The following is a 23685-nucleotide window of genomic DNA, read 5'->3' as shown; positions in this document are numbered from 1 at the left end:
TACAGTTCCATCGGGTGTGCGCTAAGCTCTTTTCGTCCCTCATTGGGACCCCCTTTTGATTTCTTGTTGAACATTTGCAGTTGCCAGACCGCAAGGTGTTTTAACAAATCAAAAGGGGTTTTAATAACTGGCTCAAAGCTGAAAGCTTTACTGAACCCCCAGCCTAGCTGGGGGTTTTCTATAGACAAGAAACCCACCGTGCAACCACGGTGGGCGTACGCATTAGCTGGCGACGTTCCCCCACACCAGCTTGCCTTTATGGAATGTCGCCGTACGCGGAGAGATGCGCGCTACCGCCTCGGCAGAACAGGAGGCGTCCACCAGCACAAAACTGGCTTCATCCTGCGCTTTTGGCCAGACACGCTCGCCTTTATCGTTCAATGGCAAGACATCCCCCGTCGCCAGGAACAATGCCCGCGACAGGTTTTGCTCATTAGGACGAATATAGAGCTGCGCGTACAGGTTCGCCTTCTCCAGCATGTCGCCCAGACCATACGGTGACCAATGGTCGATCACGCTGTCGGTTCCCGTGATAACCACCACACCCTTGTCACGCAACTGTTTGAGCGGCATATGCAACGTGCCAATGGGCACCGTTGAGGCAATGGTGATTTGTTGGGCGGCCATTCGGGTTGCCAGCGCATCGACCTGTTGCTCATTCAGGGTGGCGAGCGCAAAGGCGTGGCTGATGGTTAATTTCCCTTTGAGTTGCGGCGTTTTTTCCACCCGTTCAACCATATAATTCACTGCCGCCACACCCGCCGGGCTGGTTTCGTGCAGATGAATATCGACCCCTTTGTCATAATCCAGCGCAATCTGGAACATCGTATCGAGGGATTTCTCCATCGCGCCGTCCACGCTGGTCGGGTCCAGCCCGCCAACGTAGTGCGCCCCCGCCTGCATTGCTTCTCGCATTAGCGGTTCTGACTTTGAAAGCAGCAGACCATGTTGGGGAAACGCCACGATTTCACACTCAAAACCCGGTTTGCGCCGCGCCAGCACTGCCTGCAGGTTTTCGAGGTTCTTAAGCCCGGACACCGGTTCAATATTGCAGTGACTGCGCGCCACAGAAGTCCCTTTTGACTGTAACAGGTCGATCAGCTTTTCTGCCCGTTCCTGGGTATACGGCTGTAACTCAGGCAACAGCGTTTGCTCAAGCTTGATCATATCCTGAATAGTGGTGCCCGCCGGTCGATTTAATGAGCGCCACGGCCCGCCGTAGAAGGTTTTATCCAGGTGGATGTGCATGTCGCGCATCGCGGGCAGCATCAGCTTCCCGCCCGCATCGTAATGCGCCAGAGCCGCATCCGGATGGCTTTTATTGGCACGCAGCGCAACAATTTTCCCGTCCTGAATTTCAACGGTTTGCAGCTCGGTTCGGGTATGCACCGCCACCGAATTTTCGTAGTCGAAGCCCGCTTCCAGCAGAACGTTATCCAGATAGTAATGTGTGTCGTTGAGAGTCATAGCGCCTTTCGCGTCACCGGTTGTGCCGACAGAATTAGCAGCATACGCGACCGGAGCCGCAGCGCCAAACAGGGCGGCGGCAGTGACCATTTTGCCGCTCTGACTGAGAAACTCACGGCGGCTTTTGTTTTCCTTCATCGCATCTTCCTTTTATGAATGGACGATATGGGTGCCCGTTGCGCCACGCAGTGCGGCGGGCAGGCATTCCGGCGTGGTAATGATCACCCGTTTTCCGCCCTGCTGCAGAAACGCCAGACTGGCGACAATTTTGGGCAGCATACTGCCTGGCGGGAAATGCCCTTCCTGCATGTAGCGGGTCATCGTAGGGATATTCACCCGCTCGAGCGCCTGCTGCTTAGGTTTGCCAAAGTGAATGCAGACTTTCTCAACACCGGTGGTGATAACCAAAATGTCGGCGTGGATCTCACGAGCCAGCAACGCCGTGGAGAGATCTTTATCAATGACCGCATCCACGCTGTGATAATCCCCCTGCGGGCTTCGTACCACCGGGATCCCGCCGCCACCCGCGCCAATCACCACAAAACCTTGCCGGGTCAGCGTTTTAATGGCATCCGCTTCGACAATGCGTTTCGGCTCCGGCGAGGCGACAACCCGCCGATAACCGCGACCGGAATCTTCCACAAAACGCCACCCCGGATTCAGTCGTTGCAGTTCATCACGCTGGGTGGCATTAAAAAACGCGCCAATGGGCTTTGTGGGATGGGCAAAACCAGGGTCGTTTTTGTCCACCTCCACCTGGGTCACAACGGTCACGGCTTTCTGTTCCCCATGACGCGCCAGACGGTTGTTTAACGCCTGCTGGATCAGATAACCGATACCACCCTGAGTATCCGCCACACAGTTTGCCAGCGGGGTTAACGGCAGTCCTTCGCGTTCATGGGCGATTTCCGCACGTCGTAGATCCAACCCCACCTGCGGCCCGTTACCGTGAGTCAGCACAATGTTGTAATCTGATGCCAGCATCTCCAGCACCGTATCCGCCACTGCTTTCACCGCCTCGGCCTGATGTTCAATCGACTGACTGGCGTTATCTTTGATAATGCTGTTGCCGCCAATGGCAACGACCACAAGTTCTTTCATCGTGTATTCATCCCATCAACGCATTCAGGTAGTTTTCGTCGGTTCCTGCGCGGCATCTGACACCGCTTCCCGACTATCGAGAAAGTGTTTCAGTACAAACACGCCGCTCACCATCAGGTAGGCGAGGACGAACATCAGGGAAGCGCCTTCGGCAATCCCCACCATCGGTGAATGGATCACGCCAAACAGCGACAATAGTGCGCCACAGGCGGCAGCGACCGAGCCACGTAACGGTTTATTGATAATCGCGAAGATGGCGATACACCCCCACAGCATACTGGCGAGCGGCGCGCCGCTGCCAAGATGCACCAGTCCATCGTAATAGACGCCTTTACTGTGCAACAGAGCGCTGCCCAGCTTCGCCGCTGACGTCCCTGCCGCCCCCATCACACTGTTCACGATAGTCAGCGCCCAGTTCGCTATCCACGGGAACAGGCAGATGAAAATGACCGGTACTTCTATTTTTGGCGTTTCGCGCACCACCTGGTTGGCGGTCACCACGCCGATAAAGACCAGAATCGGTACGATGGCGGTCATCGGAATAATGGCAAGCATAAACGCCCCCAGTCCAAACAGCGGGACGAGGAACATAGTGACACCCGACGCCAGGGTATAACCGATGCTGGCGCCCATCGCTTTCCACCCGGCATGCCCAACGTAAACAGTGACCGGGAACGGGTTCCCCATCAGACAGCCGAGCATGGAAGAGAGCCCGTTCGCCAGCATCACTTTGCGTGTGTTGTACTCATCGCCAGCGGCGTGTGCGCTTTCGATGTTCTCAAGGTCAAAAATATAGTTCGCCAGCCCCAACGGCACCGCCGACGCCAGATACGGCAGCGCATGCGGCAGCCCTTGCAGGAAGCTGTCGACATGGACTTCTGGCGGGTTGAAACCAAAAGACGACATTGACGCTTTAATGGCTTCCGGGCTTTGCAGACCCGAAATCCACGCCAGCGCCGTACCGGCAATGAGCAGCAACAGACCGGTGGGAATACGGGCAAAGATCGGTTTTTTACCAAACCAGTTAATGAAGATCAGCAGCAAGACGATGAACGAGACCGTGGGTGCTTCGAAAGCCTGCAACATCGGGTTCATTGCCAGCAGCAATAAACCGAGGCCAGAGAGACAGGAGAGCAGCACAGTACGCGGGATCATCTTACGGATGGTTTCGCCAAGGAAGGAACCGCCCGCCAGGATCAACGCCTCAACAAAACACCAGACCAGGCCTATCTGAATGGCGAAGTCGGCATCTTTGGTTTGCTGGTAAACCGGCATCAATACGAGGAAAGTCACGGTAAAGATCGACGGCGCGCTTGGCCCGGACGGCAGCGCCGTCACATCGGTGCGCCCCGTCTGTTTCGCCATCTGCATGGCAAACCAGGCATAACAGATACTCGCTACCAGCACCGCCAGACCAAAAGCGGGCGCAATGCGGCCATACACGATCTCTTTGGGGATCCCGACGACAAAGATGAGTAGCCCCATCATCGTCAGCAGGTTAGTCAGATTGTTGGTCATTAGCCCAAAATATGCGGCCCAGTCACCACGTTTCCACTCTAGTTTTATTCTGTTCATGGAATATCCTTCACAGGTTAAGCATCATTTGCGATCCCGACGATCGCCCGGCCCTGCAGGTGAACAACGTTATTAGCTTCGCGACAGTGGGGCTAACAGCGTTAGCCCCTGTGGTTGTTATTGGCAGTAGCGGTCACGCCAGCTCAGAATCGCCTTCTCAAAGCAGGCAAACGGCGGGTGGACAATGCCAGCGCCGATCATGCCGATCCCCGCATCTTTGTGCGCAATGGCGGTATTGATCACAGGCAGAATGCCGGTACTGCCGACACGCGTGATGTCGATAGCCGTAGGAATCCCCATAAAGCCCAGCAGGGGAATGGTGACGTTCGGGTTTTCGCCCAGCGTTATCTCTCGCATCTGACGGGAGAAATCGACGGCTTCTTCTACCGTCCCACCCACCAGCGCCACGATGGCTGGCGCGGTTGCCATGGCAAAACCCCCGATACCGTAGGTTTCCGTGATAGCACTATCGCCGATATCGCGCCCGGAGTCCTCTGGCTTATAACCGGCGAACATCGGGCCAATCACCTGCTGCGCCGGACCGGTGAACCAGTGTCCAGGCAAACCGCTGATGCGCAAACCAAACTCCACGCCATTACGCGCCATGGTGGTCACGACTGTGCTGTACTCAATGCCGTGCGCGGCATCCATCGCCGCTTTACACATGGCCATCCACGTCGGGCCAGAGAAGTAGTCGCTACTGGCGACAAACTCAAACACTTCACGCTGCTGCGCCACCGGATACCCGGTCTGGATAATCCACGGCGTCAGCGCCTGAATCAGCAGCGCGGTGCCTGCGTTGTTGCGGTTATGGCATTCGTCGCCCATGTGCAACGCCTGCGCCAGCATCAGTCGCAGATCGATTTCACCGGCCATCTTCATGGCATCGCGCAACATCGGCCCCATCACATCACGCATCCAAATCAGGCGGTCGATGACGCTCTGATCGTTAGCGCCCATGCGCAGGATCTTCGCCATCTGCTCGCTCATGTTGGTATAAGCGCGGTTGCCGTAGGTTTTGTTCTCCACGATGTGCATATACATCGACGCAGAAGTGACCCCCGCCATCGACCCCACACAATCGTGCTCATGGCAGGGCGAGAAGGTAATTTCACCGGAAGCGGCAAGCTCTGCGGCCTGTTCCAGATTGCTTGCCAGACCTTCAAATACCAGCGCTCCGGTCACGGCGCCTTTCATCGCACCACACATTTTTTCCCAGCGAATCGGCGGGCCGGCGTGGAGAATGGTTTTACGGGTCATCCCCGGTACAACGTTGATTGCCTGGTCATAGCCAATCAGTACCGGATGGGACTGAATAATGCGTTCCAGCGCCTGCTGGTTAGCGGCGGCAATTTTCTCTGCCAGCGGGGAATCCGCAATCTGATCCAACGCGCTGACCACCTGCATGTTGCCCTGACCCGGCGGCGTCCAGTCGAGTTGGGTGACCGACACATGCTGTTTTTTCAGGTCATCGCTGAACATGGCAATGCCGACGTTAATCACATTGAGCGGCTGGTTAAACAGTGACTGGCTCATCAGGCTTCCTCCCCTTTGCAAACAAATTCGCGCGCCAGCAATCCGGTATTGGTGCTGCTGCTCGCCCAGATAACGCCTGCGTCCGTCAGCATCTGGCACTGTTTTTCCAGCGACGGCGTATCGAGATCGGTGCCAAGCACATAGCCCAAAATTTCCAGCGGACGTTCTTCTGCGGCGGCGATCGCCTTCGCCTCTTTGATAGCATCGATCATGACGCCGACCGGATCCTCGTGCGATCCAAACCCGAGGACAAAATCCATCACGATCACGCCCACCTGCGGATCGCGCGCTTCCTGTAACAGACGGCTAATGCGATTAGTGGGGTCGATCATCGGGTGCGGCTTGCCGTTGGTAAAATCGTCATCGCCAAAATCGAGGAAGGTATGCGCCACGCTGCACTTGAGATCGGTCAGACGGCGACGCGGATCCGGATGGATATTGCTATAAACCTCATCATGTTTTTCCATCGCTGCGAACATGGCTTCGTCGCACAGTGTGCCGCCGCAGAACAGTCCACGAATGTATTTTTGTTGCGGCGTCAGACGGGCGCGCACCTCTTCGATAAGCGGCCAGTTGAGCGGGTGAAGATCCAGACTCTCTTTTTTCACCCCTGTCAGCAGCACGGCTTTCAGCGCCGCCTCTTTGGTTCCGCGTGCAAACAGCAGGCCGTTTTCGTCTGCCGGGGGTTCTTCGCGCCCGAGGAAACAAACCACCACCGGTTTGTGACAATGGCACGCGCGTTCCAGGACTTTGTGGGCAACGGCAGGCGCGGGAGGTTTGGAAATGAGCGCGATAATTTCCGTTTGCGGGTCAGCTTCCAGCATGTCGATGGCGTCCAGCATCATCAGACCGCCGATCTTTTCACTCAGATCGCGCCCACCGGTGCCAATAAGTTGGGAAATCCCACCGCCAAATTCATGGATACGCACGCTCAGTTCCTGGCTACCGGTCCCCGATGCGCCAACAATGCCGATATTGCCGCGCCGCACGGCGTTGCCAAAGCACAGTGCCGTACCGTTGATGATGGCAGTACCGCAATCCGGTCCCATCATCAGTAACCCTTTTTCATGCGCCAGTTGCTTGAGCGCCAGCTCATCCTCAATGGAGACGTTGTCGGAAAAGAGCATCACGTTAAGGTTGTTTTGCAGTGCCTGTCGGGCTTCGCGCGCCGCGAATAAACCGTTGACCGAGATCACCGCCAGGTTGCTGTCAGGTACGTGTGCCTTCGCACTGGCCAGAGTGGCGTAGCGCGCTTCATGCTGACCGCCCTGCTCTTTATGCGTGAATAACCCGTCGATGGCGGCCAGCGTTTGCTCGTTCGCCGCCTCACTGGCGCCTTTAATCACAATCATCAGATCGCCGCTTTTCGCCTCATTCAGTTCTGGCGTCAGCAGACCGAGATTTTTCAGTACGCCTTTATTCATCTCTGTGGCCATCGCCACAAACGCCTGTTCCACACCTTCCAGCTTATTGGCGCGCGTGGAGATGGACATCAGCGAGACAGAATCAAAATACGTGTTCTTTTTAACAACTATCCTGATTGACATAATTCCCTCCGGACCAGTGGCTCAAAGCGCAGGCATCTGCCATGCCATAAAGCATGTCGCAGCCAGAACTTGAACCGATATTTTTAATGTCGGTAATAATATGGGTAGAAAAGTTATCTGACTCGGTAATGATATTTTTCACCAGTCGCGTAATACTTTCCCGATAACGCCGATGAAAAGCCTCTTCCAGCGTTATTTTGCTGAACAGCGTGGTATTTTCTCCGGCATGTCGTAAGGCTATTAAAAATGCGTCATGATATTTTTCCAGCGGATGTCCGCGGATAAATAAAATAATACTCAAACCCACTAAATAATCATCGGATGAAGGCGTTAATCCAATGCCCAAACCGATTAGGCGGGTAATCGCCTCCGTCATATTGTGTTGTTGCTTCAGCGCGGAAATTAAAGATTGGCGGCGCTGCTGCAGTTCTCTGGCTAATTCGCGATAAAAGGGATTATCGCCGGTATACAGAAACAGAGTGTCGTCACATCCGAGATGCTGATACAGCGTCCCGGCCCAGCGTCGCCAGGGAATGGCGGTAAAACAGTCTGCGCTCATTGATACTTCGGGCATCAACCAGCGCTGACAGGCAACGGTGTCAATCCATTTATCATCGCCTATTGCGATCCCTGACGCCGAAAATCTAACCTGCTCACCAGGGCTAAACAGGTGATTGCAATGCGTCAGCGCCAGACGGCAGCTGTTAGGGGCGTTGTCGCAGCGTTCGCTGAGGAGTGTCAGTAATCGCTGCTGCCCGGGTATGAACAGGTTTACCGCCCGGGAAAAAACCTGTTCAACCCGTCCCTCCATTCGCTGTGCGAGAAACGCGCTATCTGCCGTTAACGCCCTGACGCATTGCCGTAATGGCGATGCGATAATGGTGTTCCTCCGTCAGGCGCCTGCGGCAATCAACAGCCCGGCAATCTCGTGATACCCCTTCTCCTGCGCCAGTTCCAGCGGGGTTTTACCGTATTTGTCCGTCATGTGCGGGTTCGCGCCGTGATCGAGCAATAGCTTGACGATCTCCTGCTGTTTTGCGCCGCCATCGTTGAGCACAATGGCTTCCAGCAGCGGCGTCCAGCCGACAAAATTGGTGTGGTTAACGTTAATATTCGTTCGCGTTAGCAGTTCACGGACAATCTCGACGTGACCTTTTTCGCTGGCTGGCGTAATTCCCACACCGCCAAAACGGCTCAAACGTTCAAGATCTGGGTTGGCAGGTAATACCGTACGCAGCAGTGTTAAATCGTTGGTCAGGCAACTGATCAGGAAAGGGTTAAAACAGGTTTGGTCCTGTTTATTAATATCCGCACCCGCTGCAATCAATAAAGACACACAATCGTAGTGTTTATTCAGACTGGCAATAATAATCGCAGTACGTCCCTGACGATTAGTGGCGTTAATATCGACATTATTTGCCAGACAGGATTTTAATCCTTCAGCATTGCCCTGCTCTGCTGCTAACAGAAATTCTGTGATGAGTTCGTTCTCAGACATATTCCCTCTCCTGTCGTATTTAGACTTCTTGCAATTCCGATAACCTGAGAATAGCAACAGAGTGATGGGAAAAACATCCGCTTAAATTTCATTCATCGTAAGCGCGTCGATTGTTGAAATAAATTTCACAATAAAGGCAAAACGTGCGGCAGTGCAATGTTTCTCTTATGGTTAATCTCCTTTCTGGCCTGGGTTGTCATGCGCGATCGCGCCACGCCAGGCAGCACAGCGTGTGGCCTGTCACTAAAACTCAGAAGTGTGATTCTCTTCAAATCAAATGTAACTTTAGTGTTAAATTTCGTTCAAAACTGATTGCCTGCTATAAGGATTACAAATACATTCAACAATCGCGGCATGGCAGACTACAGATTCAGGGCGGGAGGGAAGAAAAGATGAATTCGATTTTTACCGAGGAGAATCTGCTGGCCTTCACGATGGCCGCCCGCTATGGCAGCTTTAGTAAGGCAGCCGAGGAACTGGGCGTAACCACCTCAGCCATCAGTTACACCATCAAGCGAATGGAAATGGGACTTGATGTTGTGCTGTTTACCCGCAACACACGCAGCATTGAGCTAACGGAATCTGGCCGTTATTTCTTTCGTAAAGCGACCGATCTGCTAAACGACTTTCACGCCATCAAACGCAGTATTGACACCATTGCTCAGGGTATTGAGGCGCGAGTGCGTATTTGCATCAACCAGTTGCTGTATACCCCAAAACATACCGCCCGACTGTTGCAGGTGCTGAAAAAGCAGTTCCCGACTTGCCAGATAACGGTCACGACAGAGGTGTACAACGGCGTCTGGGATTCCATTATCAATAACCAGGCCAACATCGCGATTGGCGCGCCGGACACGCTGCTCGACGGCGGCGGTATCGACTACACCGAAATCGGCGCCATCCGCTGGGCGTTTGCCATCGCCCCGGATCATCCGTTGGCCTTTATGCCGGAGCCGATTTCCGAGAGCCAATTGCGTTTGTACCCAAACATCATGGTCGAAGATACGGCGCACACGATTAATAAAAAAGTGGGCTGGCTACTGCATGGTCAGGAGTCGATTCTGGTACCCGATTTCAACACCAAGTGCCAGTGCCAGATTCTGGGGGAAGGGATTGGCTTTTTGCCAGACTACATGGTGCGGGAAGCGATGGAAAAATCGCTGCTGGTGACGCGTCAGATCCACAACCCGCGTCAGGACTCACGTATGCTGCTGGCGACACAGCATTCGGCAACAGGCCGTGTGACCCAGTGGATTAAAAAAGAGTTTGGCCCACAAGGGGTACTGACGGGAATTTATCAGGATCTGTTGCACCAGGCGTGATATGCCGGATGGCGGCGGTGCCCTATCCGGCCTACGATCACAGTCATAACGATCAATGTTCATGCCGGATAAGCGAAGCGCCGTCCGGCAAGAAATCACGCTCAGGCGCGGATATCATCATATTCACGAGTGTTATCAAACTCGTGTTTCGCAAAGGGGCAGAGCGGTATGACCTTGCGGTTTTCCTGGCGCATTTTTTCCACCACTTTCGCCACCAGCTTTTTACCTACCCCCTGCCCTTTCAGAGTGGGATCAACATCGGTATGCTCAATGATGCTCAAATGCTCCCCTGTAGGTACAAATACAATCTCCGCAATCTGATTGCCTTCAGCATCGTTAACATAAAATTTGTTATGGCCTTCGAGAATATCCATTTGTCCCTCGCTTATTTCTGCCGATACTTCAGCGCGCCGCTCGGACACGTGTCGATCACTCGGATCACCGTGGCGACATCCACTTCATCGGGGATAATCCACGGTTTGCGTTTCAGGTTAAAAAGTGCGGCGCTGCCACGCACGCAGTTGCCCGAATGCTGGCAAATCTCCGTATTGAAGTAGACATCAATTTTCTCACCGGTATAGGCCCGGAACCCCGCGTCCAGTAATGCTTTATCCATGACATTGCCTCTGTTGTTTTTAGGGTGTCGCGACTAAGCATAGTCCTGTGCGCGTCGGGTGACTATGATACATTCACCGAAATTATCTTTTTAAAAGTAAGAATGTCTTCCGGGATTCACACTATTTTGGGTTTGCATTCGACTTTTCCACAGCGTTTTAATCTGCTATTGGCCTTAACTAACTCTGGTGCAACAGAAGCATCGGCTATAAAATAGAAGGTATGGTTAACCTTGTTCGCGTGGTTTCTTTAAGTGCAGACCTCTATTCCGCTTCGTTTATTAGAAGTGAATTCTTCGCTGATCTGGCACTGGCCATATTTGCAGAGTGTCATTGCGGTAATGATTCGGGACCAATTTAATGGGCTTGTCATTAACCAACAGAATTTATTATCTTTATTAGTTTCGCCATCAATTTATTGCCAACATGGCCGTGAAAATCTGCTACGCGAACGTCAGGAGCATATATTATATCTGCAACGTTTATGCCGTTACTGTCGGACATCGGGTATTGGTGTTTGGTTACAAGGGGAAGCCCTGCCCCGTGACGGCAAAATACAAGAAAAATATCCCGAACATGCCTTGATTGAAAATATCAGCGCAGATGAAGTTTTCTGGAAAAATTTTTATCAGCAGGATCTCTTTGAAGCTTTACAACAATTATCCGGTATTGATGGCATGATTGTTAATCTTCCCCGACATCAGCCATACAGAGCCAGTTGGGTCACGACGATCCCTTACCTTTATCAAACGCTGCGAAGTCTCGGCAAGAAAATGGTCCTGCGTGACTATATGGAGGACGAAGCGGCATCATGGCAATTAGTGAATGCGCTACAGGTATTACCGCCGGATGTGCGAGTATCCATTAAGGCCGTGGCGCATGGTTATCGTCCTGGCTTTGTGAATAATCCCTTATTGACTCAACTTGAAGGTCGAATCAAATGGATTGAGTTTGATATGTGGGGACTGGAGTATGGCTGGACATTATTGCCTTGTTATTTATTAGAAGAGATTCAGGGCCGGTTAAGCTGGGTTGAAAGCATGGCTGGCGAGCATCTGGAAGCGATTACGGGACGGCTTAGTTGGGAATGGATCTCTAACAGCTCGCTGATCAACTCGGTAAATTCGGTGAATTTGCATGGTTTAGCCATGTTTGGCCGCGAAATATTTATGTCTGAGAAACAGGCATTTCACTGCTGGCTCACCGATATGCTTGAGCATAAAGTCGGGGTGACTGAACTAAATACTTTTCATCAATTGTATACCTGCAGCTACGAATGGATGAGAAAAACGCCCTATATATTGGGGCATGTTTTGCACCACTACAGCCAGGTACCTGAAAGCTATGCACAAGCCGTAAAACAGCTTCAGTTACATTTACGCCATTCTGACGATTATAGCATGTCGGTTTTATTCCCGATGGGCGATCCCGACACCGGGCGTGAACAGTATCAGAAATTATTATTAGAGAAGCAACGGGCAATCTTTTTGGCACAAGACTCCCGTAACCGGCTGCATCAAATAATACATTCGATTGCGATGTCGGAAGAAAAAAGAGATCTGTTCAAACGTGTCTGGGAACGCGTCCCCTGGTACACCGAGATGTTTAACGGGGTAGCACGAAGCGTCGCCATGAAAATGATGTTAGACCGATACGGCGCTCAGAGCGGTATCTCTTTATTTGAATTAACCAAAGAGATTAATCAACTGCGCCTGTTAGCACATCGAATTTCAGAATGGCTGGATAAAGAAGAACAACAGCAGCCGCATTATCTGGCAATGTTATTTGATCCTGCCAGGCTACTTAGCCTGGCAGAAAGTCTGACCGCTGATTAACCGGCTTATGACCTAACACCGTTCACTTAAGTCAATAAATGAGGGGAAACACCGGGATTTAATTCCCGGAGGAACGCCAAACCCGGTGTTTCCCCGGATATTCAGGTCTTAAACTAACAATGTTAGCTTATGACCCGGCATTTTTGAGCTGCTGATAAAAATCGCGCAGCACATAAAATGCCTTTTTACGTGTTATTTTGTCGGCGGTAATAAGCCCCTTGCAGTTGAATCCTTTCTGATAAGGATTCTGCCGTCTTTCTGTACGGTAGTCATACAATAACCACGGGGTAAAACCACGAACATAATTCAGTTTTGGCAAATATTCGGTCTGCTTGCGATAAACATCCGCCATATAGTTTTCCGAGAATGGCCCTGACTGGGGAGCATCATCGCTTATCACACCTTCCGCCCCTGTTTCGGTAATGACAACAGGTTTTGTTGGCGACGAGTTTTCTCCCAGCACAATCAGATCGTCAAAATTCTCTTCGTACCAACCGTAATACTCGTTCAGTCCGATAATATCGAGAAAATCAGCCAGACGATCTTCAATTTTCATTTTTGCATGATTGACCAGGCAAGCGGCAGAAATCAAACGGCTGGGATCGGCCTGGCGGGCGGCATCAACCAGCGAGGTCATAAAATTCAGTCGCTCATCGGTATCCGCATTTTCATTACCGACTGACCAGATAATCACGCTGGCACGATTTCGGTCACGATAAATAAGTTCCATCAACTGATTATGCGCATCACGTTGGGTTGCCGGATTTTTAAAATCTATCGCCCAGTAGTTTGGAATTTCCTCCCAGAGCAACAAACCCACTTCATCCGCAATACGCGCAGCCATTTCATGGTGCGGGTAATGCGCCAGTCGCAGGTAGTTGCAGTTCAGCTCTTTGGCATCCTGAAAACGGCGGCGAATATCCGCTTCGTTGGTCATTTTCCCTAACAGGACATCATCTTCATGGCAATTTACGCCACGAAGATAGAGCGATTTACCGTTCAGGCGAATGTCCGTCCCCACAACTTCGATTTGTCTGAACCCCACACGGTCGCTGACACAATCACGCCCCAGCGTCGCCATGACCCGATACAATTTAGGATGCTCAGGCGACCACAACTGCGGTTTTGCAGACAATGTCGCTTCAGCGACTCCATCAATCACTGGCAAAGTCGCGGAGATGCCCAATTCTGTAAGGGCGAAATTAACCTCCGTCGCGTCGCCTTCAACCGCTATTCTCACGGCGATTTGATTATAGTTCCCATCGGGGACTAAATAGACAAACAGATCCTGAATATAGGTTTGCGGCGTTCGAATAATATCGATTTCACGGTATATCCCGCCATAGTTAAACCAGTCGTTATTTCGCAGAGGAAGTCGGTCGGTCGTGCGATTATTATTCACGCACAGCATCAGCACATTATTGCCAGGCTGTAATAGCGGCGTTAACTCAGCACAAAATGGGGTGGAACCGCCGTAATGATTGCCGATGAACTGATGATTGAGAAAAACTTTGCAGTCGTAGTTAGCGGCGCCAACGCGTAAGAAAATGCGTTCATCCGTGTCCTGCATAATATAGTCGATTTCTCGGGTGTACCACGCACTCCCCTCAAAATAGAACCATTTTTCGTTCATCATCTGCCAGCATCCTGGAACCGGAACAGTATCACCGGCAAAAGGATCGTAATCATAAGGGTCCCGTCGCGTTTCAGGATCGCGCTTTTCCAGGAGATGCCATTTTTGCCTTAGCCCTGTGTCGTGAAGATCCAGCGTGAATCGCCACTCTCCGCTCAGGCTTTCGCACTCGCGACCGCCAGTAAACAACAGATTGGTATGGTTAAGATTCTGCGTGTTGTATGGCTGGTCATATTGCTCGTTATGCAGGCATTCAACGGCATTTTCTGCCAGGTCAGATTTTTCCAGCATGGGATATCCTTCATAAAAGAGGTGTTGCTGAAGAATAACGGCTCAAAAACCGTGCCTGATGGCGATCCTCGGAATTGGAAGGCCGAGAGAGAGGAAAAAACAAGTAAATGTGACAAAGCTCTAAAATACAGAGCAACGCAGTGTGATCATTGTCTCATAATAAATTTTATCGTAGTGACCTGTATCACATTAACAACCTTGGGTAGCGATATTACTCACATAAAATTATGGCTGAACTTCAGGGATCTCAATTCTCTTTCTAACCCGTCACGGACTCAGACCTGCTCACTTACACTGGATGAACATAATTTTTGCTGGGTCTGTTTGGATAAGTTCTCATATCGTGACGGAGGAAATACGATGGGGCAGTTACAAAGTGGTGTCAGTAATCAAGCAGTAAAGATGAGTTCTACAACCAGTCGATATCGATGGACAATTTGCGCGTTACTCTTTTTTCAGTCACCATAAATAATCTTGACAGATCTATTTTAGGGTTACTCGCGCCAATGCTGCAAAAAGATATTGGCTGGAACGAGATTGAGTACGGCAATATCGTAACGGCATTTCAGGCCGCCTACGCATTAGGTTTATTCCTGTGCGGACGTATCGTTGATGTTTATGGTGCCCGCCTGGTTTTACCTATCGCTCTGGCGCTCTGGAGTGTGGCGGCGATGGCTCACGGTATGGTCGGCACAGTGATTGGTTTCATCTATGCGCGTATATTCCTTGGGCTGGGGGAAAGCGCCAACTTTCCTTCTGCGGTAAAGGTTGCCGCAGAATGGTTCCCGAAACGAGAACGCGCATTTGCGACCGGTATTTTTAATGCGGGCTCCAATGTCGGTAACATTTTTGCGCCCATCATTATTCCCTGGATTGCCTTACAGTGGGGATGGCGTGAAGCGTTCGTCGTTACCGGTGCTGTCGGGTTTATCTGGATTGTATTCTGGTTATTTTTATACGGAAAACCGGAGAAGGTAAAAAAAAGTCAATCAAGAAGAATTAGCCTGGATTAATCAGGATGAAGACGCGGGAAGTGCCGAACAATCACAGCAAAAAATCAGCTGGTTGGGACTGCTGAAATATAAGCAAACCTGGGCATTTGCCATTTGTAAGTTCCTGACTGACCCGATCTTCTGGTTCTTCCTGTTCTGGTTACCGAAGTGGCTGCATGACGCTCGCGGTATTGATATGGCTCATATGGCAATGCCACTGGTTTTAATCAATATTCTGGCAACGATGGGCGGTCTTGCTGGCGGATATCTCCCGGCATGGATGGTGAACCGCGGCATGGCCGTCAATAAAGCGCGTAAATTAACGTTATTGTTGTGCGCCACCTGCGTTCTGCCTATTTTACTGGTTTCGAATGTGTCTAATCTTTGGGTTGCGGTTTCGCTGATTGGACTTGCTGTTGCAGCGCATCAGGGCTGGTCAGTCAATCTTTACACCAGCGTGTCGGATATGTTCCCTAAACAGGCTGTCGGCGCCGTTGTGGGTATTGGCTGCTTAATTGGTTCTCTCGGTTCCATTCTCTTTACCCAGGCAACAGGTCATATCCTGCAGGCGACAGGCAACTATTGGTCTATTTTCCTGATGGGCGGATTTGCCTATCTGTTAGGTTTCCTGATTATGCATTTTTTAATTCCAACAATGGCTGCGGCTAAATTTAAATAATATTCATCGTATAGGTACTGAACATGTCATTTACCGATAGCCTGTTACAAGAACGTATTCTTGCAGCCAAAGAGAAAAGTCTTTTCTGGCTTAACAGCATGCAACTCCCCAACGGTACGCCTGGCGTATTACGCGTCAGCGAACTTCACCAGCCAGAAAAATGGCCGCAGATGCTGCTGCCTGGCACGTATGACGGGACAATGGCTCGCGTTTTATTAGGCGATGAAATATCGGAGAAAAAAGCGCTGGCGGATTGGGTATTAGGTCATCAGCAAGAGGAAGGATTCTTCCAGTTGCCGGGGTTGTGCTGGAGCGAAACCTGGAAAGGGCCGGATGCCAATATGACTCGTCAGTACATGCGCTTTCATACGACAAACTACTGTATGGGGACGCTGGAAGTTCTGGATCAATTGGATCGCCTCGAACTGCCGTTCTTGAAACCCTACCTTGACCCACAGTATTTTTGGGCATGGTTAGGCCAACGCGATATGCGTGATCCCTGGCTGGAAGGGAACAATATCGTCAATATGGGCAGTTTTCTGTTACTCGAACAGCAAAGAGATCCGAACGGACCTGCGGCTCAACGTTTGCAGGATATGATCTTCTGGCATAATCAGCAAAGCGAGCCTTACTCCGGTTTCTGGGGACCGGGTCAGCAGTACAGCCAGGAAGCGTTATTATTTGCTCTCTGCGGTGCGACGCATAATTTGCACGTATTTTATGAACTTGACGAAAATATCCCCTATTTCAACCAGTCAATGAGTCGCTGTCTGGAGCAGCCACTGGCCGTCCGCAGCAGCTGCATTGATGTCGATATTATCGATATTCTGGCCCACGGCTATGCCCGTTGCCCACAGCGCAAGGATGAAATTGAGCACTGGTTACGCAGTATGTTGGTGAAATTGCTCGACTTCCAGAATGCAGATGGTGGATTCCCGGATACCCTGCTCGGCGAACGAGGCTATGACGGATGGGTGAAGGGATATAAAGAGCCTCAGGGACACAGTAATACGTTCGCCACCTGGTTCCGCTGGATAGCAATTGCGATGATCGCCGATGTATTATGGCCACAATGGCAAAACTGGCGTTTCCGTAAAACGATCGGTATTGGTTATTTCAAGCCAAATATCGGGAAATAAATCGTTTATAGGCACGTTGTTATATTATTAACGACAACATGCTATTACCCGACAGCGACGAAATTGAATAAACCATAATGCAAGGCAGGATATTATCCTGAGGCTATCGTATACCTATCAGTATACGTTACGGTCACGCCCTGCACGATGCATAATCACGTTTTGTTATTGTTTGATAAAATAGACGAAGTAACAAATAAGGGGGCATATGCCCCCTTAATATTTATCCCCGCATATACATCCTGCCAACTTCTCAGGGTGTGGGAGAACGTCAAGACGGTTCAAAACTTCAATCGGTGTTTTGCCAGGACTTGCCCAACAGATAAGCCAACTCCAGCGCCTGCGTTCGATTGAGGCGCGGGTCGCAGGCGCTGTAATAACGATGGGATAAATCCTGCTCGCTGATTTGCTGCAGCCCGCCTGTGCATTCCGTCACTTCCAGGCCTGTCATCTCCACGTGCACGCCACCAGGATGAATGCCATATCGGTGCAATAATGTGGTAAATACCTGCATTTCTTCCACAATGGTGGTGAATGTCCGGGTTTTCTGACCAGAACCCGCGGTACGGGTATTGCCATGCATCGGATCAATCACCCACACCACCGGATGACCGGAGGCCTTAACAGCCTGGAGCAGCGCGGGAAGTTTTGCGTGTATCTGATCCAGTCCCATGCGGGCGATAAGTACAATTTTCCCCGGTGTGCCCTGCGGGTCGAGCCGGGTTATCAGAGCAAGCAACTTCTCCCCGGTCATCCCCGGACCGCACTTGATACCGACAGGGTTGGCGATGCCCCGTAGGTATTCGACATGGGCAAAATCAAGATCCCCGGTACGTTCCCCCAACCACAACATGTGTGCCGAACAGTTATACCAACCGCCGTGGGCGATATCCCTGCGGGTTAATGCTTCCTCATAATTGAGCAGCAGCGCTTCGTGGCTGGTAAACAGCGGCTGGCGCGGCAGCTTATTGCTGACACGGTGGTAGCTATCCTCCAGCTGCGCGCGCAGCATCCGGTAGTATTGTTCCGTCACGCCGGTGTGAAGGCTCTCCTGTTGCTGCGCCGTATAAAACGAAAACATTGATTTATCCAGCGCGCGCAACAGATTCAGGGTAGAGGCCGAATGGTGGTAGGCGCGAACCATGCGCTGCGGATCCGCTGTTCTCCCATTAGCACTAAATTCACGGTCATTGATAATCTCACCGCGAAAGCTAGGCAACGTTATTTCGCCAACCGTTTCTTCCGGCTGACTACGCGGTTTGGCGAACTGTCCGGCGATGCGGCCGATTTTCAGCACCGGCAGTCCGGTGGCCTGATGAATCAACGCTGCCATTTGCTCCATGGTCAGCACATGGTCGCGCACCGAAGTGCTCTGGCAATCGGCGAAAGACTCGGCGCAGTCTCCACCTTGCAACAGGAAAGCGCGGCCTTCGGCAACCTGAGCGAGTTGCTGCTGACAATGGCGGATTTCGGCAGCCAATACCAACGGCGGGCTCTGCTGCAGTTGATGCTCGTAGCATTGCAACGCGTCAGCATCCGGATAAACCGGTAACTGTTTAGCGGGAAAACGCCGCCATGATGAAGGCGACCACCCCTCATGGTGCGCTGGCCGCGCGGGGGGATGACTACGGGATAGTTCTCGCTTCCGGCGAAACTCACCGGTCAGCACGTCAATATCATGGGTGAATATCATGATGCTCACTCACTGAAGGAACGGCGGAATTGGCCATGAGCAGGCCAACGTTGGCAATGTTGACGGCTTCTCGTCAGTCAGCGCGCTGTGAATGGGTCAGGTAGGTTTCGGTGACGCCATTTTGCCTGGCGACGTAATCTTCGCGCACCGGCGTGTAGACATCCAGCACCTCTGAATCCTCCAGCGCTTCGGCATGATGTATCGCCCATGAGGGAATAATGAAGGTGTCACCTGCGTGCAAATACAGGGTGCGTCCATCGACAGTCAGTCGCAGCGCCCCTTTCAGGATAGTGGTAGCCGTTTCATGTAGATGCTGGTGTTCAGGAATTTGGGCTCCGGGTTTGAATTGCCAAAACGCCAGGGTAAAACCGGTACCGTGCACGAATCTGGCTGTTATTTTGCTTTCAGTCCCTTTTGCACGCTGCAAGTCCATATCATAAGGAACCATTTCACTGCCTAAATGTAAGCTCATAGGAATACCTGTCTTCTTCGTCGATTAACGTTAAGAATCATTGCCTGAATCAGGCTCTTTTGGCGTGGATGGAAAACCCCATAGGTACCGGTCCGAAGTCGGCCAACACAGTCAGGCCACAGCGGCGGGCGGAGATATCGGTGGAAATGCAGGCATCGACCGCATCCGCCGCACATTGATGTGCCGCTTCGCTATTGGAATTAAATAGCCGAATGGACAGCTGATTATTTATTCCAGGAACCTGACGAATTAAATCCTGTGGTGCCGGATGAGAACCTACGGTTCTTATTTTGCCAGGGTTTGGATTCTTGCTGGCGAAAACCATATTGTGAGTATCCATAACAAAACAATCTATTAACTTTAAATAACTGAGATTTTTAAACACCAGATGGTGGAGATGAGGATAAACGATGCATCCCAATAAAATATCAGCACTGTCGGTATCACTCATATACGTCGCTGCATCTTCAAGCGTCTGATGTAATTTAACTTCACCTCGATGACCATTTTTTTCAAGCCACAAATGCGCCGCTTTTTCACAATTGGTGCCCGCCGGCCCCAGCGTATGGACGGTTATCATGATTTATCTCGTTAATAATGGGAGGGTTAAATTCTGCCAGTGGTATTAATCAAGTCGGGAAGACGTGCACCCTGTCTGATTTTTTCCAGCATCGCATTTTCCGTGCTGTCAATTGACAGCGCTTGTTGCAGTACCTGCACCGCCAGCGCCTGCGGTACCACTACCGTACCGTTGATGTCCGAGACCACTAAATCGCCGCTGTGCACTGTGACCTGCTCGATCTGGCATTGGGTGCCGGTTTCCGCCACCCAGAAGGCTCCCTGGGTATCCGTGGGGATTGGATTGCTGGCAAGAATGGGTATCAACAATGGCATAAGTTCGCGTAAGTCGCGCACCGCACCACCTAACACGACACCGGCAAAACCCAACTGTTCGAAGTAAGTACAACTCATACCGCCAGCCAGCGCAGCATCAGTCAATAGCGGCCCGGCGCCCGCCACGTAGACCAGGCCCGCTCCGCTGTGCAATTCAGGTACCAAAAAGCGGCTTACCTGCGACCAGGTTGAGGGCTGCGCCTGCATGATGTCACTGCCTTTGCGCACCATTTTCCAGGTGACGGTATACGCCTGAGCGGCAAAATAATGATCAGGTGTATTGATAGATCGTATTTTTGGCGTCAACGCATTGCCAGCCTGCAACCCGTCAAGAATATCAATCACCGTTGAGCTACTTATTCTTCTTGATCTAAATTCCGCCAAAACCTGAGGCGATATTAATTCAAAAAGCATGCGTCCTCTCCTTAATTTAAAGTGACATCATTGCGTATGAATTATTTCAACCTTATGACACTAGCACTACAACAGTGTTTTTATCATGGTAAATAGCCATAGGGTTTCAGTGAAATTAAAAGATAGGAAGGATGTAATACTTAGTCAACATTTCGCTATAAAATAATTTACATATCGATAGAGTGAAAATAATATGACAATTCCACCATCACAGAGAGTTATTTACCATTAGTGTTATTATAAGCCAAGTGTATTAAATTTTTTTTGAGCTTATTTTTGATGCTAACGCAATTAAAAGTCGCGATTTTCTTTCATGCTGGTTGGGTATAGAAAGTCAACGTCGAAGCCAAAGAAGAATAGCTTTTCCAGTATTCCCTCCGTGCTGGTAAAGTGGATTTCTGAGACTGAATTTTCATCGGGAGGGAACTCAGAGTGACGGGACTGATTGATTATCAGATTGAAAAATACAGCTTTACGGAAGTCACTGAGGCGCCACGCCTCAGCCAGCAATGGGCGGATGTGATTGCGGAATGCCGCGAGGAGAAAGCAGACGCCCTGACGCGAGTTCGTATTGCCTTGTTGAATGTGGACTACGTCACCAGCTTTGAGCTTCCCTTTCGTCTTCTGCTAACCCGAACACCGCAACTCATTGCCAGCCTGCGTGAGGAGTTTCAGCTCAGCCAGAAAAACGTCATTTTTAACGGAAAACGCTTTGGCTGCGTCTGGAGTCTGAAAGAGAATTTAATTGATATCCCTGAGACCTATCAGTACCGCCTTGCAACCCGTATACGACGGGTGGATCCGACAGGCACCACCGCAACGCCTTTTCAGCAGATCGCAAAAGAGGTGAAGGCTCCGCGCGAACGACTCAGGCAGGCGCTGACGTCCGGACTTCACGTCACCGCGCTGGATGGGCTGTTCTGGTTTGGTCTTCAACGCATCGCAGCCGATGTGCAGAGGTTGAGAAAAGCGGGCATGGTAATAGCCACGTCGGAGACGGACGTCTTTGATAATCTGACAGGAACTACCCGACGTATCCCCGTCTACCGGAGTGAAATCGGTTAAGCCTCGTATGGCCCTGATTCGATGGAAGATAAGTACTGTAGCGACCCACTTCGGTTTGCCACTTGAATCGCTACGGGTTTAACAGACATCTCAGAATCATTTAAGATGACTTCATCATCAATCCGCAATCGCTGTTTCATGAAGGTAGTGCCAGCGGGGTTGCCCATTCTGGATATCAATCACGGCAACCGACCAGCGAGAATGCACATTGCCTTCATTACGGTGAGTTTCATGGTAACGGCAAATGACAGAAGACGCCGACAACTGCAGGGTTTCAAAGCTATCGATGTCTATGTGCAGGTTCGGGCGACCACCGATGTTATTGCGAAACAGGTTTTCCACCTCTGCAAAACCAATATTCTTCCCTTTCATCGTCACCATTTTGAACGACGGACTGAAACTGCTGAGCAGGTTATTCAACGCGGCGGGGTAATCAGAACGCCCAGCGAACACCTCTTCAATCCATTGATGCAGCTCTACTATGCTTTGGTGTGCAATTAATTCTCTTTTTGATTGCATAACGACTCCGGTTGTTTATTGAGTGACATAAGAGTAAGCAGGGGCAGCAGACCAAGCAGCGCAGCGATAAGGAAGGTCGTGTGATAAGCAGATGTTGCCGTGGTGTGTTGCTGCAACAGATTAAACAGCAGTGTAAAAAGCGCAGCACCAACGCTAAATGACATCTGCCGGTTTAGGTTCCAGACAGTGCTGGCCCGGGACAAATGTTCGCCGGTGAAGTCAATCATCGCGGTAGTTTGCGCGGTATTTGCACCAATACCGCCACCTATACCCATCAGCAAATATGCCACTACCAGCACAGGCAACCCATAGTCGGCACCCACCAGTGACAACAGCGCAATACCCACCGCATGGCAGATCAAACCCGTGAGAAACAGTTTTGCCGCACCAACACGGTTATAGAGACGACCACAGACGCTCATGGCACCAAACGACCCAGTTGCGTACAACACCATCAGTAGACCGGTTTCGCTGGCGCCCCACCCCATCACCAGTTGGAGGAAGAAGATGTTAAGCAGGTTCACACCCGTAAAAATGCCCGGTACGGCGTAATACACCAGCACAGAGAAGCGCATTCGCGGATTGCTCAACACACTGAGATCCACAATTGCATCAGGTTGCCGACGATAATGGCGCACATACAGCGCGGCAAAAATGACACCCAATATCACCAACCTCAGCGGCAACGCCGGATTTGTCGCATCTGCATAAAGCGACATCCCCATCAACAAAGCCGCCAGAGCGAGGCTTACCAGCGCCAGTCCGACAAGATCCGGGCGCTGGGCTGTGGTTTTCTCAGCGTTAATCCACCACCATGCCAGAGCAGCAGTCAGCAGGCTGAACGGAATATTACACAGGAACACCCAGCGCCAGGAGAAGTGATCAACAATCACGCCGCCCGCTGCAGGTGAGATCGCGGGTGCGATTAGCGCGACGGCCATAATCAGCGTTGAGATCCTGGCCCGCTCATTTTTTTGAAACAAACTAAATGTCAGCGCCTGACCGACCGGGATCAATAGTCCTCCACCAGCGCCTTGTAAAAGGCGAAATACAATCAATCCGTTAAAATCGGTTGATAATCCAGTGCACAATGCCCCCACAGAAAATAAAGCCATTGAGGCCATCATGGTCATTCGCACCCCTATATGGCTGGCGATCCAGGTACTTAAGGGGATTATCAGGGTCAGACCTAAAATATAGCTGTTGGCAACCCACGCCGCGCTGGATTCAGAGACATGCAACTGGCGGGAAATATCCGGCAGGGCGATTGCTGACATAAAAATATTTATGCAGTCGATGAAAAAACCGGCTAAAAATAGCGTGGCAACGCGATAACGATATGTCATTTTGACCTCCGCTGCGCAGTCTAGACTGGCTTGACCAGCGGCGTCGATTAAAC

At 51.2% G+C, this 23685-nt stretch carries 23 protein-coding genes; 6 read left to right on the top strand and 17 right to left on the bottom strand.

The genetic code is table 11. From position 1 onward, the window contains the following. The 8 genes from CJP72_RS25480 to CJP72_RS09600 form a co-directional block, all read right to left on the bottom strand. Positions 1 to 188: hypothetical protein (locus CJP72_RS25480; RefSeq protein ID WP_238340036.1), on the bottom strand; the 188-nt coding region annotated here is incomplete at its 3' end. A gap of 34 nt (positions 189 to 222) precedes the next feature. Next, a complete protein-coding gene (locus CJP72_RS09630; RefSeq protein ID WP_162380645.1) occupies positions 223 to 1605 on the bottom strand; it encodes an amidohydrolase family protein in 1383 nt (460 codons plus the stop codon). Between the two features lie 12 nt (positions 1606 to 1617). Next, positions 1618 to 2568 (bottom strand): carbamate kinase family protein, encoded by a 951-nt coding sequence (locus CJP72_RS09625; protein WP_162380644.1) that lies wholly within the window; start codon positions 2566 to 2568, stop codon positions 1618 to 1620. A 24-nt stretch (positions 2569 to 2592) separates the two neighbouring features. Beyond that, positions 2593 to 4143, bottom strand: coding sequence for a xanthine permease (locus CJP72_RS09620; protein WP_162380643.1), 1551 nt, complete (start codon positions 4141 to 4143; stop codon positions 2593 to 2595). 117 nt (positions 4144 to 4260) lie between these two features. Continuing rightward, positions 4261 to 5679 (bottom strand): DUF1116 domain-containing protein, encoded by a 1419-nt coding sequence (locus CJP72_RS09615; RefSeq protein WP_162380642.1) that lies wholly within the window; start codon positions 5677 to 5679, stop codon positions 4261 to 4263. Continuing rightward, complete coding sequence (fdrA, locus tag CJP72_RS09610) at positions 5679 to 7226, bottom strand: acyl-CoA synthetase FdrA (protein ID WP_162380641.1); 1548 nt, start codon at positions 7224 to 7226, stop codon at positions 5679 to 5681. Before fdrA ends, CJP72_RS09615 begins: the two co-directional genes overlap by 1 nt. Beyond that, entirely contained in the window at positions 7204 to 8037 is an 834-nt protein-coding gene (locus CJP72_RS09605; RefSeq protein ID WP_162380640.1) for a DUF2877 domain-containing protein, read from the bottom strand. The genes fdrA and CJP72_RS09605 overlap by 23 nt, the downstream gene beginning before the upstream one ends. Before the next feature lie 81 nt (positions 8038 to 8118). Beyond that, on the bottom strand, positions 8119 to 8724 hold the full coding sequence (locus tag CJP72_RS09600; protein ID WP_162380639.1) for an ankyrin repeat domain-containing protein: 606 nt from the start codon (positions 8722 to 8724) through the stop codon (positions 8119 to 8121). A gap of 392 nt (positions 8725 to 9116) precedes the next feature. On the opposite strand from CJP72_RS09600, the gene CJP72_RS09595 reads away from it, so the two are divergent. Further along, positions 9117 to 10046 carry a LysR substrate-binding domain-containing protein gene (locus CJP72_RS09595; RefSeq protein ID WP_162380638.1) on the top strand — a complete coding sequence of 310 codons (930 nt, stop codon included), beginning with the start codon at positions 9117 to 9119 and terminating at the stop codon, positions 10044 to 10046. A 101-nt stretch (positions 10047 to 10147) separates the two neighbouring features. Here the strand turns inward: CJP72_RS09595 and CJP72_RS09590 are convergent, their stop codons facing one another. Then, entirely contained in the window at positions 10148 to 10420 is a 273-nt protein-coding gene (locus CJP72_RS09590) for a GNAT family N-acetyltransferase (protein ID WP_162380637.1), read from the bottom strand. A gap of 11 nt (positions 10421 to 10431) precedes the next feature. Further along, positions 10432 to 10662 (bottom strand): 4Fe-4S mono-cluster protein YjdI, encoded by a 231-nt coding sequence (gene yjdI / locus CJP72_RS09585; RefSeq protein WP_162380636.1) that lies wholly within the window; start codon positions 10660 to 10662, stop codon positions 10432 to 10434. Positions 10663 to 10914: 252 nt separating this feature from the next. Here yjdI and CJP72_RS09580 point away from each other — a divergent pair, with 252 nt between their 5' ends. Then, complete coding sequence (locus tag CJP72_RS09580) at positions 10915 to 12495, top strand: hypothetical protein (RefSeq protein WP_162380635.1); 1581 nt, start codon at positions 10915 to 10917, stop codon at positions 12493 to 12495. 127 nt (positions 12496 to 12622) lie between these two features. On the opposite strand, the gene CJP72_RS09575 is transcribed toward CJP72_RS09580, so the two are convergent. Next, positions 12623 to 14419, bottom strand: a complete 1797-nt coding sequence (locus CJP72_RS09575; RefSeq protein ID WP_162380634.1) for a glycoside hydrolase family 2 protein — start codon at positions 14417 to 14419, stop codon at positions 12623 to 12625. A gap of 506 nt (positions 14420 to 14925) precedes the next feature. Here CJP72_RS09575 and CJP72_RS25845 point away from each other — a divergent pair. The 3 genes from CJP72_RS25845 to CJP72_RS09565 are packed head-to-tail and all read left to right on the top strand — an operon-like array spanning position 14926 to position 17229. After that, positions 14926 to 15432 carry an MFS transporter gene (locus CJP72_RS25845; RefSeq protein ID WP_255498274.1) on the top strand — a complete coding sequence of 169 codons (507 nt, stop codon included), beginning with the start codon at positions 14926 to 14928 and terminating at the stop codon, positions 15430 to 15432. A gap of 52 nt (positions 15433 to 15484) precedes the next feature. After that, the gene (locus tag CJP72_RS25840) at positions 15485 to 16090 is read left to right on the top strand and encodes an MFS transporter (protein WP_255498273.1); all 606 of its coding nucleotides are present in this window, start codon (positions 15485 to 15487) and stop codon (positions 16088 to 16090) included. 23 nt (positions 16091 to 16113) lie between these two features. After that, positions 16114 to 17229, top strand: coding sequence for a hypothetical protein (locus tag CJP72_RS09565; protein WP_162380633.1), 1116 nt, complete (start codon positions 16114 to 16116; stop codon positions 17227 to 17229). Between the two features lie 289 nt (positions 17230 to 17518). Here CJP72_RS09565 and CJP72_RS09560 read toward each other — a convergent pair whose 3' ends face one another. From CJP72_RS09560 to CJP72_RS09545, 4 genes are all read right to left on the bottom strand, one after another. Continuing rightward, positions 17519 to 18922 carry a 3-deoxy-7-phosphoheptulonate synthase class II gene (locus CJP72_RS09560; RefSeq protein WP_162380632.1) on the bottom strand — a complete coding sequence of 468 codons (1404 nt, stop codon included), beginning with the start codon at positions 18920 to 18922 and terminating at the stop codon, positions 17519 to 17521. 73 nt (positions 18923 to 18995) lie between these two features. Next, positions 18996 to 19394 carry a cupin domain-containing protein gene (locus tag CJP72_RS09555; RefSeq protein ID WP_162380631.1) on the bottom strand — a complete coding sequence of 133 codons (399 nt, stop codon included), beginning with the start codon at positions 19392 to 19394 and terminating at the stop codon, positions 18996 to 18998. A gap of 49 nt (positions 19395 to 19443) precedes the next feature. Next, positions 19444 to 19974, bottom strand: a complete 531-nt coding sequence (locus CJP72_RS09550; protein WP_162380630.1) for a prephenate dehydratase domain-containing protein — start codon at positions 19972 to 19974, stop codon at positions 19444 to 19446. A 26-nt stretch (positions 19975 to 20000) separates the two neighbouring features. Next, on the bottom strand, positions 20001 to 20633 hold the full coding sequence (locus CJP72_RS09545; protein WP_342212294.1) for an RraA family protein: 633 nt from the start codon (positions 20631 to 20633) through the stop codon (positions 20001 to 20003). Between the two features lie 501 nt (positions 20634 to 21134). On the opposite strand from CJP72_RS09545, the gene CJP72_RS09540 reads away from it, so the two are divergent. Further along, entirely contained in the window at positions 21135 to 21767 is a 633-nt protein-coding gene (locus CJP72_RS09540) for a DNA-binding protein (RefSeq protein ID WP_162380628.1), read from the top strand. 117 nt (positions 21768 to 21884) lie between these two features. Here the strand turns inward: CJP72_RS09540 and CJP72_RS09535 are convergent, their stop codons facing one another. Both CJP72_RS09535 and CJP72_RS09530 read right to left on the bottom strand, forming a co-directional pair. Continuing rightward, positions 21885 to 22286 carry a hypothetical protein gene (locus CJP72_RS09535; RefSeq protein WP_162380627.1) on the bottom strand — a complete coding sequence of 134 codons (402 nt, stop codon included), beginning with the start codon at positions 22284 to 22286 and terminating at the stop codon, positions 21885 to 21887. Next, positions 22265 to 23632: an MFS transporter gene (locus CJP72_RS09530; protein WP_162380626.1), complete on the bottom strand. Its 1368-nt coding sequence runs from the start codon at positions 23630 to 23632 to the stop codon at positions 22265 to 22267. The genes CJP72_RS09535 and CJP72_RS09530 overlap by 22 nt, the downstream gene beginning before the upstream one ends. Positions 23633 to 23685 lie beyond the last annotated feature (53 nt).

The sequence above is a fragment of the Citrobacter sp. NCU1 genome (assembly GCF_010231475.1).
Classification (GTDB): domain Bacteria; phylum Pseudomonadota; class Gammaproteobacteria; order Enterobacterales; family Enterobacteriaceae; genus Citrobacter_D.
The sequence above is the reverse complement of the archived record's forward strand: the minus strand, read 5'-3'. Positions and strand labels throughout refer to the sequence as shown.

What these genes read in the sequence shown, in the direction of transcription:
- CJP72_RS09630 (WP_162380645.1), bottom strand. Translation starts at nt 1,605, where the DNA reads ATGAAGGAAAACAAAAGCCGCCGTGAGTTTCTCAGTCAGAGCGGCAAA.
- CJP72_RS09625 (WP_162380644.1), bottom strand. Translation starts at nt 2,568, where the DNA reads ATGAAAGAACTTGTGGTCGTTGCCATTGGCGGCAACAGCATTATCAAA.
- CJP72_RS09620 (WP_162380643.1), bottom strand. Translation starts at nt 4,143, where the DNA reads ATGAACAGAATAAAACTAGAGTGGAAACGTGGTGACTGGGCCGCATAT.
- CJP72_RS09615 (WP_162380642.1), bottom strand. Translation starts at nt 5,679, where the DNA reads ATGAGCCAGTCACTGTTTAACCAGCCGCTCAATGTGATTAACGTCGGC.
- fdrA (WP_162380641.1), bottom strand. Translation starts at nt 7,226, where the DNA reads ATGTCAATCAGGATAGTTGTTAAAAAGAACACGTATTTTGATTCTGTC.
- CJP72_RS09605 (WP_162380640.1), bottom strand. Translation starts at nt 8,037, where the DNA reads ATGGAGGGACGGGTTGAACAGGTTTTTTCCCGGGCGGTAAACCTGTTC.
- CJP72_RS09600 (WP_162380639.1), bottom strand. Translation starts at nt 8,724, where the DNA reads ATGTCTGAGAACGAACTCATCACAGAATTTCTGTTAGCAGCAGAGCAG.
- CJP72_RS09595 (WP_162380638.1), top strand. Translation starts at nt 9,117, where the DNA reads ATGAATTCGATTTTTACCGAGGAGAATCTGCTGGCCTTCACGATGGCC.
- CJP72_RS09590 (WP_162380637.1), bottom strand. Translation starts at nt 10,420, where the DNA reads ATGGATATTCTCGAAGGCCATAACAAATTTTATGTTAACGATGCTGAA.
- yjdI (WP_162380636.1), bottom strand. Translation starts at nt 10,662, where the DNA reads ATGGATAAAGCATTACTGGACGCGGGGTTCCGGGCCTATACCGGTGAG.
- CJP72_RS09575 (WP_162380634.1), bottom strand. Translation starts at nt 14,419, where the DNA reads ATGCTGGAAAAATCTGACCTGGCAGAAAATGCCGTTGAATGCCTGCAT.
- CJP72_RS25845 (WP_255498274.1), top strand. Translation starts at nt 14,926, where the DNA reads ATGCTGCAAAAAGATATTGGCTGGAACGAGATTGAGTACGGCAATATC.
- CJP72_RS09565 (WP_162380633.1), top strand. Translation starts at nt 16,114, where the DNA reads ATGTCATTTACCGATAGCCTGTTACAAGAACGTATTCTTGCAGCCAAA.
- CJP72_RS09560 (WP_162380632.1), bottom strand. Translation starts at nt 18,922, where the DNA reads ATGATATTCACCCATGATATTGACGTGCTGACCGGTGAGTTTCGCCGG.
- CJP72_RS09555 (WP_162380631.1), bottom strand. Translation starts at nt 19,394, where the DNA reads ATGAGCTTACATTTAGGCAGTGAAATGGTTCCTTATGATATGGACTTG.
- CJP72_RS09550 (WP_162380630.1), bottom strand. Translation starts at nt 19,974, where the DNA reads ATGATAACCGTCCATACGCTGGGGCCGGCGGGCACCAATTGTGAAAAA.
- CJP72_RS09535 (WP_162380627.1), bottom strand. Translation starts at nt 22,286, where the DNA reads ATGCAATCAAAAAGAGAATTAATTGCACACCAAAGCATAGTAGAGCTG.
- CJP72_RS09530 (WP_162380626.1), bottom strand. Translation starts at nt 23,632, where the DNA reads ATGACATATCGTTATCGCGTTGCCACGCTATTTTTAGCCGGTTTTTTC.